This is a genomic window from Methylobacterium sp. Ger2507 (assembly GCF_055231875.1).
On sequence record NZ_JBUYVC010000001.1, the window covers coordinates 3,318,638 to 3,330,000 of the forward strand.

The 11,363-nt window shown below is 70.6% G+C and carries 9 protein-coding genes; all 9 read right to left on the bottom strand.

The window, feature by feature from the left end; all coding sequences use genetic code 11:
• Positions 1–4: 4 nt before the first annotated feature.
• The 9 genes from ACV7NL_RS15365 to ACV7NL_RS15405 are packed head-to-tail and all read right to left on the bottom strand — an operon-like array spanning position 5 to position 11,096.
• Positions 5–670, bottom strand: a complete 666-nt coding sequence (locus ACV7NL_RS15365; protein ID WP_463356124.1) for a cytochrome c oxidase subunit 3 — start codon at positions 668–670, stop codon at positions 5–7.
• Complete coding sequence (locus ACV7NL_RS15370) at positions 667–2,346, bottom strand: cytochrome c oxidase subunit I (protein WP_463356125.1); 1,680 nt, start codon at positions 2,344–2,346, stop codon at positions 667–669. The genes ACV7NL_RS15365 and ACV7NL_RS15370 overlap by 4 nt, the downstream gene beginning before the upstream one ends.
• Positions 2,343–3,329: a cytochrome c oxidase subunit II gene (coxB, locus tag ACV7NL_RS15375; protein WP_463356126.1), complete on the bottom strand. Its 987-nt coding sequence runs from the start codon at positions 3,327–3,329 to the stop codon at positions 2,343–2,345. Before coxB ends, ACV7NL_RS15370 begins: the two co-directional genes overlap by 4 nt.
• On the bottom strand, positions 3,326–3,832 hold the full coding sequence (locus ACV7NL_RS15380) for a hypothetical protein (protein WP_463356127.1): 507 nt from the start codon (positions 3,830–3,832) through the stop codon (positions 3,326–3,328). The genes coxB and ACV7NL_RS15380 overlap by 4 nt, the downstream gene beginning before the upstream one ends.
• Entirely contained in the window at positions 3,829–4,824 is a 996-nt protein-coding gene (locus ACV7NL_RS15385; protein WP_463356128.1) for a hypothetical protein, read from the bottom strand. The genes ACV7NL_RS15380 and ACV7NL_RS15385 overlap by 4 nt, the downstream gene beginning before the upstream one ends.
• A complete protein-coding gene (locus tag ACV7NL_RS15390; protein WP_056481070.1) occupies positions 4,821–5,375 on the bottom strand; it encodes a c-type cytochrome in 555 nt (184 codons plus the stop codon). The genes ACV7NL_RS15385 and ACV7NL_RS15390 overlap by 4 nt, the downstream gene beginning before the upstream one ends.
• The gene (locus tag ACV7NL_RS15395; RefSeq protein ID WP_463356129.1) at positions 5,372–7,363 is read right to left on the bottom strand and encodes a quinol:electron acceptor oxidoreductase subunit ActD; all 1,992 of its coding nucleotides are present in this window, start codon (positions 7,361–7,363) and stop codon (positions 5,372–5,374) included. Before ACV7NL_RS15395 ends, ACV7NL_RS15390 begins: the two co-directional genes overlap by 4 nt.
• Before the next feature lie 5 nt (positions 7,364–7,368).
• Positions 7,369–10,437, bottom strand: coding sequence for a TAT-variant-translocated molybdopterin oxidoreductase (locus tag ACV7NL_RS15400; protein ID WP_463356130.1), 3,069 nt, complete (start codon positions 10,435–10,437; stop codon positions 7,369–7,371).
• Positions 10,437–11,096, bottom strand: a complete 660-nt coding sequence (locus tag ACV7NL_RS15405) for a cytochrome c3 family protein (protein ID WP_463356131.1) — start codon at positions 11,094–11,096, stop codon at positions 10,437–10,439. The genes ACV7NL_RS15400 and ACV7NL_RS15405 overlap by 1 nt, the downstream gene beginning before the upstream one ends.
• Positions 11,097–11,363 lie beyond the last annotated feature (267 nt).

Sequence of the window (11,363 nt, forward strand, 5' to 3'; positions counted from 1 at the left end):
CTTCCTACCGGTTGACCACGTAGAGCACCGGGAAGGCGATGATCCAGATCAGGTCGATGAAGTGCCAGTACAGGCCGTAGACCTCGATCCAGTTCTGGTGCCGCAGCAGGAATCCGGGACGCGAGGCCTTCCAGGTGAGTCCGAGCAGGATGGCGATGCCGGTGACGAGATGGACCGCGTGCAGTGCGGTCGCCACGTAATAGAGATTGACGAAGAGCCGCGTCGCCGGCTGTTCGGCCAGCGCATAGGGCCGGCGGGCCAGGAAGGGCATCATGTGCTCCTCGTAATCGGCGACATACTCGTAGCCCTTCAGAACCAGGAACAGCAGGCCGAGGCTGGCGGTGGCGAGGAGGCAGCCGACCATCAGCCGCTGCCAGCCGAGACGCGAGAGTTCGATCGCGGCCGACATGGTCAGGCTGGAACAGAGCAGCACCACCGTGTTGACCGCCCCGATCCAGAACTTGAGGTGTCCGGCCGCCGCCTGCACGGCCTCGGGATGGAGCAGGCGCAGGATCAGCGCCGTGAGGAACAGGCCCGAGAAGAGCAGGAGTTCGGTGAGCAGCCAGGCCCACATGCCGAGGGTGGCGGCATGACGCTGCTGAGCCACCGTGGCGAAGTGCTCGGCACGCGTCACGCCGACCGGGTCGGCACCGATGGAATCAGCGCTCATGTGTGCTGCCTCCCGGTCTCCTGCGCCTGGATCGGGTAGTCGTAGGGCACCTCCGGCACCTGCGGCGGCTGCGAAAAGTTGTGCGGCGGGGGCGGGGAGGTCGTCTCCCATTCGAGCCCCTTGGCGTCCCAGGGATTGCCGGGTGCCCTGCGCCCGAACCACAGGGCATAGACGAGGTAGACCATCGGGAAGAGGTAGCCCGCCGCCAGGATGGTCGAGCCCGCCGAGGACAGCACGTTGAGGAGCTGGAATTCCGGCGGGTAGGTCGCGTAGCGCCGCGGCATGCCGAGATAGCCGAGGATGAATTGCGGGAAGAAGGTGACGTTGAAGCCGAGGAAGATGAACAGCGCCGAGATCCGGCCCCAGGGCTCGCTGTACATCCGCCCGGTGATCTTCGGCCACCAGAAGTGCAGCCCGCCGAGGAAAGCCAGCACCGTGCCGCCGACCATGATGTAGTGGAAATGCGCCACCACGAAGTAGGTGGCATGGACGTGCTGGTTGATGGCCAGCGTCGCGAGGTAGAGCCCCGTCAACCCGCCGAGCACGAACAGGCCGATATAGCCCATGGCGTACAGCATTGGGGTGTCGAGGCGCAGGCGGCCTTTGTGGATGGTGGCGGTCCAGTTGTAGACCTTGACCGCCGAGGGCACCGCCACCGCGAAGGACAGGGCCGAGAAGGCCAGCGAGGCGAGGTCGCTCTGCCCGTTGACGAACATGTGGTGGCCCCAGACGAAGAACGTCACGGAGGCGAGCCCGATCGCCGCGTAGGCGACGAAGCGGTAGCCGAAGAGCTTCTTCTGGGCGAAGGCCGGCACGATCTCGGAGATGACCCCCATCCCGGGCAGGACCATGATGTAGACCGCCGGGTGCGAATAGAACCAGAACAGGTGCTGGAACAGCACCGGGTCACCGCCATAGGCCGGGTCGAACACACCCACGTGGAAGGCCCGCTCGGCGATGAGCAGGATCAGCGCGATGGTGATGACGGGGGTCGCCAACAGGAAGATCAGGCTGGTGGCGTAGTGGGTCCAGACGAAGATCGGCAGGCGGAACCAGGTCATGCCGGGCGCCCGCATGGTGTGGATGGTGACGACGAAGTTGAGCCCCGTCAGGATCGAGGAGAACCCCACGATGGTGACGCCGATGAGCGCGGGCAGCACCCAGGTGTTCGAGAAGGCGGTGGAGAGCGGCGCGTAGAAGGTCCAGCCGGTATCGACCCCGCCCAGCACCACCGAGACCAGGGTGAACAGGGCGCCGGCCATGAAGACGTACCAGCTCGCCAGGTTGAGCCGCGGGAAGGCGAGGTCCTTGGCCCCGATCATCGGCGGGATCAGGAAGTTGCCGAAGGTGTTCGGGATCGACGGAATGAGGAAGAACCACACCATCACCACCCCGTGGATGGTGAAGGCCTTATTGTAGGTGTCGTTGGTCATGATCGCGCCGTTCGGCACGACGAGGGCGAGGCGCACGAAGCCGGCCGCCACCGCGCCGATGACGAAGAAGGCGGTGATGCTGGCCAGATACAGGAGCGCGATGCGCTTGTGGTCGGTGGTGAAGAACCACGAGCGCAGGGTCGATTCGGCGTGGAGATAATCCTCCGGCCGGTCCAGGGTCGGCGCCGGGATGTGGGGATCGCGCGCGGCGGCGTCGCCGTGCAGGGTTCCGGCGCTGCTCATCGGGGGGTTCCTCGAGACATTTCCTGGGGCATGCCTTCGGCGACGCGATCATAGGATCTGAGGTAGCCGACGAGACGGTCGAGGTCGTCGGCCGGGATCACCCCGCGAAAGCTCGGCATCACCTGCTTGCCGCCGCCGGCGAGCCGGTTGGCGTTGGGGTTGAGGATCTTGGCCCGGATGTAGTCCTCATCCGCCGTGAGGGTGCGGCCATCGGCGAGGTGGACCGGGCGGCCGTAGAGGCCGGCGAGGGACGGCGCCTTCACACCCGCGACCGCGCCGTCGTGGCAGCCGGCGCAGCCATAGGACTCGTACAGGACGCGGCCCGCTGCCACGTTCGATTGCTGCGCGCCCGCATGGGTGAGCCAGTGCTGGTACTCGGCCTGGGTCATCAGGGTCAGGTTGCCGTCCATGACCGAGTGGTCGGTGCCGCAATATTCCGAGCAGTAGAGCCGATAGGTCCCGGTGCGGTCCGCCTTGAACCAGATCTCCGTCGTCCGGTCGGGCAGGGCGGCGATCTGCAGGCGCAGGGCCGGCAGGTAGAGGGCGTGGATCACGTCCTGGCTGGTGATGCGGATGCGGACCGGCTGGTCGATCGGCAGGTGCAGGTCGTTGATCTCGGACTGGCCGGTCGGATGCTGGAACTTCCACATCCATTGGCGGCCCACCGCCTCCACCACCATGGCCCCCGGCGGCGGATGGCGGGACTCGATGAAGAGCTTGGCGCCCCAGCCGAAGAAGATCAGCGTCAGCCCGTAGGGGATCAGCATCCAGCTGATCTCGATCAGGAAACTGCGGCGCTCGTCGGTGCTGCGGTCGACCTGCTCGCCGGCCCGGTAGCGCAGGGCGAAATACGTGATGGCGAGGAAGACCGGCACCGTGAGGAGCAGGGTCAGCACCGTGAAGCCGAGGATGATGTGGTCGGTCTCGACCGCCGTGGCCGAGGCGGCCGGGGGCCAGAGCGCGAGGGCGGATTGGGTCTTCATGGCGCCGGGACCTGCGGGGGTTCCGGGTCGAAGGGCCGGCCGGCCATCAGCGCCATGGCCCGGTCGATCGGGATGCGGGCACGGGTGCGGGACGCGTCGAGATAGGCGTAGCCGGACAGGCGGCCGGCTTCGTCCGCCTCCTTCGCGTCGATATCCGCATAGGGATCGGGCTGCAGGTTCGGGGGCGGCGGCCGGATCGCCACGATCTGCTGGGGGGTGAGCGGGGGCAGGGCGCGGCGCTGGTGGCCAAGGACGACGTGGTCGAGAAGCAGGACCGCGCCGATGGTGGCGAGCACGGCGCCGGCGAGGCCGAGCATCACCCAGGCGGTCTTGCCGGCCGCGGCGTCGCCGTGCTCGTGATCCCAGTCCTGCGCCGGAGGTTCGGAGCCTGAAGCCTCGGCGGCGCGGGTCGGGACGGCGCCGGTGCGACGCAGGATCAGGCCGGCCAGGATCGCCGGGAGGAGGCCGAGGCTCGAGCGGCGGGTGTCGTTCGGCGCGCTCATGCGGGTCTCTCCGGGGCGAGGCGAGCGGGGTGGCGCAGAGCGGGATGGGAAGCGAGGCCGAGGGCGAGGCAGGCGACGGCGAATCCGGCGAGGCCATCCTGCCCCGTGACCACGAAGGCCCCGCGCGAAGCCGGGGTGACGAGCCAGGCCATCTCGGCGCCATGGACCACGAGGGCGAGCCCCGCCAGGAGTCGGGTCGTCCACGGCCCCGGCCGCAAGGTCAAGAGGGCGGCGAACACCGCGACGGCTCCGCCCGCGACGCTGAGGGCGCGCCCCAGGAGGCCGCCGCGCGCCAGGTACCAGGACACCTCCGCGGGCAGGTTGGCGGACCAGACGACGAAGAACTGCACGAAGTGCAGGAAGACCCAGGCCGCCAGCAACAGGGCGAGCGGCAGCAGCCCGGCCTCGGGGCGCTTGCCGGGCGGTAGAACCAGAAGCGCCGCGGCAAGGGCCGCACCGCTCCAGGCCACCATCATGAGGAGGCCGATCAGGCTGGAGCCGAGGCGGGGGTCGAGGGCGGTGACGAGGTCGAAGCTCACGAGGGTCGCCAGCACGGCGTGCAGGCCGAGCACCAGGGCGACCGGTCCGCGGCCGGCGGCGACCCGGAGACAGAGCCAGACCCAGAGGGCGAGGGCGGCGACGATCCGCGCGGCGAAGAACGGGGTGGTCAGCCAGATTTCGGCGAGTGGGGTGGCGGCGGGGGTTCCGCCGGCGAAGGGATAGAGCGCCGGCACCACCCCGACGAGGGGGAGGGCGAGGAGGGCCGCCACCGGCATCAGCCCGAGGCAGCGCCGCAGAGACGGGCGCAGGGACAGGAATCCTCGGGGCGCGAGCGCATCGAGGCCCGCCACCAGGGGGAGGGCGCCCAGCGGCAGGGCCAGGAGGCCGAGCCACGCGGCGAGATAGGACGCCTGCCAATCGCCGAGACGGACGGCGAGGCCGAGGGCGGCAAGGCCGGCCAGGAGTGCGGCGAGCGAGCGGCCGGCGCTCATCGGGCGGTCTCCGCGAGCCGGGTCCGGTCCAACTCCGGCAGATCCGCCACCGCCGCGCCCTGGCTCAACTGCAGGGCGCGGATATAGGCGACGATGGCCCAGCGGTCGGCCGGGGCCACCTGCGCGCCCATGCCGAACATCGCACCGTGCCCCTGGATGATCGCCCTGTAGAGCGCGTCGGCGCTGGCGCCCCGCAGGCGCGCGTCGGCGAAGGACGGCGCGGCGGGAAAGCCGCGCGCCACGATCATGCCCCGACCGTCGCCGCTGCGACCGTGACAGGGCGTGCAGGCGATGCCGTAGCGCTCCCGGCCCCGCGCCAGAAGGGCCGCGTCGATGACGGCCGGGCGCGGCACGAAACGGGCCGGATCGGTGCGGGGCACGGTCCCGGCCACGGGTTCGCGCATGGTCATGCCCTGCGGGAAAAAGCGGTTGGCGTCCCAGGTGTTGGCCTTGGCCTGATCGCGCATGTTCGCCTCGCCGCAGCCGGCCAAGGTCAGGGACAGGCTCACGGACAGGACGAGGGGGAGACTAGGGTCGAGCCAGCGCCTCATCGCGGCACCCGCCGGATGGCGAGGGGACGTCCGCCTCCCTCGGGAAGGCTCACGAGTCGGCGCTCGATGCGCGCCGCGTCGAAGTCGGTGCTACGGGCCTCGGCGGCCAGGAAGTAGCGGTCCTGCGACGCCCGCCCGAATTCCGGGATGTTGAAGGCCGGGTGGTTGAGACGCGGCAGGCGGTTCACGAACAGGAAGACCGCGTGCACGGCCAGCGTCCCGCACATCACGCCGAAGGACAGGCTCGGCACCACGAACGAGGGCCAGGAGAAGCGCGGCCGCCCGCCGACATCGAAGACGTAGCCGTAGGCGGTCGCGTAGACGCACATCCCGTAGAAGGCCGCGCCGCCGGCCAGCGACGCGCCCAGGGCATAGGGGAGGATCGAGCGGTTCCGGCGCGCGAGCCCGTCCAGGGCATCCGGCATCGGCACGGGGCCGAAGGCATCGAGGCGCACCGTCGTGCCGTGATGGGGATGGGGGCGGGCCAAAGCGCGCATGGCACGGGCCATGTCCGCCTCGGTGTCGAACTCGGCACTGACGCCCCAAAGCGGCGTCTCGGCGCCGACCGGCCGGTCGGCGGGCACGGGTCCGGCCGGGGCGCGCGGCTCGGCCGGCGCAGCTGCGCGCAGGTCGGCGATCGAGATTACCGGCAGCGCGCGCAGGACCAGGAGCAGCAGCACGAGGAACAGACCCACCGAGCCGGCAAACGTCGCCACGCCCCACAGCCCGACCCGATACGCGAGGGCGGAGGAGGGCAGGAAATCGTGCGAGAGGGTCACCACCAGCACCATGACGTGGTCCGCATAGGCTCCGATCGCCACGAGGCCGCCCACTAGGGCCAGCGTCGGGCCCGAGCGCCGGAAGCGCGCCCACCAGAACAGGTGGACGGGGAGCAGCGCGCAGGTCAGCACGGTCCAGAACGCCCAGGCCTGCGCCCCGGTGAGCCGCCGCACCAGGGTCGCCCGCTCGAAGGCGTCGCCGTGCAGGAAGCCGGACAGGAACTCGGCCCCGTGGCAGTACAGGCTGGCGAGGCCGAGGCCGAGGAGAAGCCGGGCGAGACGCTCGACGTGCCGCTCGGTGATCAGATCTTCGAGGCCGTAGACGGCGCGGATCAGCACCGCCAGGGCGGCGATGACGGCCACGCCGGAGAACACCGCGTTCACCAACTCGGTGACGGGCAGGATCGTGTCGTGCCAGCCGGGAAGGACGGAGCCGGCGAACATCACGGAAGCCCCGGTCTGGAGCGCGACCACGAGGAGCAGGCCGAGCAGCGCGACGATGCGGTAGGCCTGCCCCCAGAGCTGCCAGTGCGAGGCGGAGCCGCGCCAGCCCGCCGCCGCGATGCCATAGGCCTGGGCCTTCAACCTCGGCCAGCGGCGCGGACGCCCGGCGCGCCGGGACTTGATCTCGGCCTCGGCATAGGCCCGGTCGCGCAGGGTCGCGAGATCGGGCAACAGGCCGAGATACCAGAGGCTCACCGTCACCACGAGGAAGCTGACGATGTCGACGGCGTCCCAGACCAGGGGCGAGCGGAATTGCGGCCACAGCCCCAGCGTGTTGGGATAGGGCAGGTTCCAGTAGAAGAACCACGGGCGCCCGAGATGGATGATCGGGTAGAGCCCGGCCGCGAGGGTGCAGAGAAGCGCATTCGCCTCCGCGATCCGGCTGATCGCGCCGCGCCAGGGCGCATCGGTGAGGCGCAGGGTTCCGGCGACCACGACGCTGCCGCAGGCGATGCCGATCCACCAATCGTAGGAGGCGATGTCCAGCGCCCACACCACGGCATTGTTGTTGTTCCAGATCCCGACGCCGGTGAAGAGCAGGACGAGGATCACCCCGAAGAACAGGGCGAGCAGGCCGGACGCCGCCGCGAAGGCGATCCACCAGCGCCGTCCCGGCGGATTGTGCAGGGCCCGCACCGCGATCGCGCGCGCGATCCCGGCGCCGGAGCGGGTCGAGGTCTCGGGACCGAGGACCGCGTCGGCCATGCCGCTCAGCCCTCCCGACCCGGCTCGGCATCGGGCGCCCCCGGCGCCAGGCTGGCGAGGTAGGTGGTGCGGGGGCGGGTGTTGAGATCGCCGAGCAGGGCGTAGTTGCGCGGGTCCCGGCGTGCCGCGGCGACCCGGCTCGCATCGTCCGCGAGATCGCCGAACACGATGGCCCGGGTCGGGCAGGCGCCCTGGCAGGCAGTCTCCACCACCCCGTCGGGGATCGGCGCATGCGCGTCCTTGGCCGAATCGATGCGCGCGCCGGCGATGCGCTGGAGGCAGTAGGTGCATTTCTCCATCACGCCGCGCGCCCGCACGGTGACCTCCGGATTGCGCTGCTGCTGCTCCACCGGCGCCGCCCCGCCGGTATAATCGAGGAAGTTGAAGCGCCGGACCTTGTAGGGGCAGTAGCTCTGGCAGGTGCGGGTGCCGATGCAGCGGTTGTAGACCTGCAGATTCAGGCCCTCGCTGTCGTGCACCGTCGCCTCCACCGGGCAGCCGAGCTCGCAGGGCGCCTGCTCGCAATGCATGCAGGGCACGGGCTGGAAATGGGTCTTCGGCGCGTCGAGCCCGCCCGCGTAGTAGCGGTCGACCCGAAGCCAGTTCATCCAACGCCCACGCGCCACCTCCTCGCGCCCCACCACCGGGATGTTGTTCTCGGACTGGCAGGCGGTGAGGCAGGCATTGCAGCCGATGCAGGCGTCGAGGTCGATCACCATGCCCCAGGCCCGGGCGCTCTTGCCGCCCGCCGATGCCTCGCCCCGCCCCGCCGACGGCGCCTCGGGGTAGAAGGACGGCACGGCCGCGCCCGGTGGATCGCCGACGCTCGGCGCCCCCACCGCCTGCACGCGCACGAAGTCGTGCCCCTGCATCGTGCCGAGGTCCTGGGTCGTCACCGGCTTCGCATGGCGGCCGGTCCGGGTCAGGGTCACGCCGGAGAGCCCGTAGGGCGTGGCGCTCGACCGGAGCGCGTTGGCATCGTAGCCCAGCCCGTGGGCGAGATGGTCCGGCACCCGCCGACCATAGCCGAGGGTCAGCGTCACCGTGCGCTCGGCCTGCCCCGGCAGGATCCAGGCGGCCCCCTCCAGGCGCCGACCGTTCGCCTCCACCGCGACGATGTCGCCAGTGGTGAGACGGAGGCGTTCGGCGAGCGTCGGGCTCAGCGCGACCACGTTCTCCCACACCACCTTGGTGAGCGGTTTCGGCAGTTCCTGGAGCCAGCCGAGATCGGCCTCCGCTCCATCCCAGACGCAGGGATCGGGGCGGAAGACGAGGTCGATCCTGTCCCCCGAATCCGTGCTCGGCGCCGGCACGACACCGCCGGAGAGGGTGACGGCTTCCACCGCCAGCGCGGAATCGGGCAGGAAGCCGAGGCGCAGGGCCTCGCTGAAGCGCGCCGCGAAGGCGGCGTCGCCCTCGTCCGGGCCGCGCCACTGGCGCTCCAGCAGGACGCGCCCCTGTGGCGCTCCCTCGTTCACGGACGCTTCGTTTGCGGGCCCTTGTGTTCCGGGCCCTTGTGTTCTGGGCGCCTGAGGCGCGGACGCTTCGTTTGCCGGCGCCTCGGCCTGGAAAAGGGTCAGGATTTCGTGGGCCGAACGGCCGCCATAGAGCGGTGCCACGGTCGGCTGGATCAGCCCCACCGTGCCGTCGAGGGAACGCGCATCGCCCCAGCTTTCCAGCGGGTGGGCCAGGGGCAGGTGCCAGTCGGCATGGGCCGCGGTCTCGTCGAAATAGGCGGCCGCATGAATCTTGAACGGCACCCGCGACAGCCGTTCGGCGAAGGCGAGATCGCCCGACGCGGCATAGGCGGGATTGACCCCGAGCATCAGCAGGGTGCCGACGCTCCCCCGTGCCATCGCATCGACGAGGTCCGACAGGCTCTCGGCGCCCTGGACCGGAACCGGTGCGGTGTGCAGCACCGTGACGCCGGTGTTTCCCAGCGTCCCGTTGATCCGGTGCACGAGGGCATGGACCTCCGCCGGCTGGCCGAGGCCCGCGGTGACGACGCTGCGTCCGCGATCGGCCAGCAGGGCCGCGCCAGTTCGTGCGATCCAGGCCGCCATCGGTCCATCCGGGACCTCCGGCCGGCCGCCCTCCGCCAGACGAAGCAGGTTGTGCGCGAGGCGCACGAGGTCGTCGGGCTCGGCCGCGAGGGTGTGGTCGGCCTTGCTGCTGGTCAGGCCCGGCGTGGAGGCGGCCGCGTGGAGGGTGAGGAGACCGCCCGCGGCCTGCGCCGCCCGGCGCGCCTCGATCCAGCGTCGGGACAGGCCGACCTGCCCCGGCCCGACATCCAGGAAGTCGCCATCGAGGGCAACCAGGGTACGGGCCCGGTCGAATCGGATCTGCGTCTCGAGGGGCCGGCCATAGGCCTGCCGCGCGCCCTCGTAGAGGCCCGTGCGCGGCACCGTCTCGGCGACGTGCCAGCGCAAGCCCGGATAGGCCGCGCGCAGCCGCGCGATCCCGGCGGCCAGCGACGGCGACGTGACCGGACCGGTGAGGAGGTGGAAGCCGGCGCCCCCGGTCTCGCGCAGGGTCGTCAGGCGCGGCAGCAGCGCCCCGCGAAAGGCCGACCACGCGGAGGGGCGGCCGAGATGCTGGACCGCTTGGCTGCGGAACGGATCGTAGAGCCCGAGCACCGAGGCCTGGGCCAGAACGTCGGTGCCGCCCCGGCTCCAGGGATGCTCGGGATTGCCCTCGACCTTCAGGGGCCGGCCGTTGCGGGTGGTGACCAGGATGCCGTTGGCAAAGCCGTCGAACAGCGCCGAGGAGGCGTAGGCGAGGGGAGCGCTCGCCACGATGCGCTCGGGCTGCACCACGTAGGGCACCTCGCGGCCGCGACCGTCGAAGGCATCGCAGGCCGAGAGGCCGGCAAGCGCGAAGGAGGCCGCCATCAGCTTGAGGAAGCCGCGCCGTTCCGGTCCCTGCGCGAGAGCCAGCGCACCCGGAAACTCGGATCGGAGATAGGCCTGAAAGGCGCGGGTCTCCGCGACCGCGTCGAGGCTGCGCCAGAAGGCGGGTCCATCCCCGGACGCGAGGCGGCGGCGCAGATGCGCGAGGTCGTGGGCTTCGGCCATCAGCGGTGACAGATCCCGCATTCGGTGAGCCGGTCGCCGCCGTGAATGTGGTTTTTCGCCACGAGTTCCGGCCCCCGCGTGGCCTGATCGGCGGGCGGACTCCAGTTCATGTTCCAGACCTGATCGGGTGGGCGCACGTATCGGTCCGGCGCCCGGTGGCAATCGAGGCAGAAGCGCATCTCGAACGCGTTGGCACGGAAGGTCATCTGCATGGTCGTGACATCCCCGTGGCAGGTGGAGCAGCCAATCCCCTTGGTCACGTGCACCGCGTGGTTGTAGTAGACGTATTGCGGAAGCTTGTTCAGCCGCGTCCAGCGCATCGGCTCACCGCTGGAAAAGCTGTCGCGCACGGGCTTGAGCATGTCCGACCCGGTCCAGATCTGCGAGTGGCAGGTCATGCAGGTCTGGGTCGGCGGCAGCCCGGCGCTGGCCTGGGTCTCCACGGTGGTGTGGCAGTAGCGGCAATCGATGCCGAGTTCCCCCGCATGGTGCTTGTGGCTGAAGGGCACCGGCTGGGCCGGTGCGATCCCGACGCCGGTGACGTAGTCCGAGCGCGCGATCCCCGCGACCACGACGGCGCCCCCGGCGAGCAGGGCCGCCCCGGACAGGACCGCGAGGCGCAGGAGCGCGTCGGCCCCGGGCGCGAACAGTTGCACCATCAGGAGCGGCGCCGACCTGACAGCACGGTCGGGCGCGGGGTGTCACGATGCCGTCTCATCCGCTTTCCACAACCCAGGTTTCCGACGACAACCACAGGCCGGAGGCACCGGTTCACTCCGCGGCGGCAGCCCATACGGGTTGGCGGGCCGGTCATCGGGGAGGAGGTCGGGGGGAGGAGGTCGGGGAACGTTTGGGCCGCGTATCCGCTTGCTGTCATGAGAGTGCCGTCCGCAGAGATGTCCCCGCCCTGGGTGCACTTGGATCCC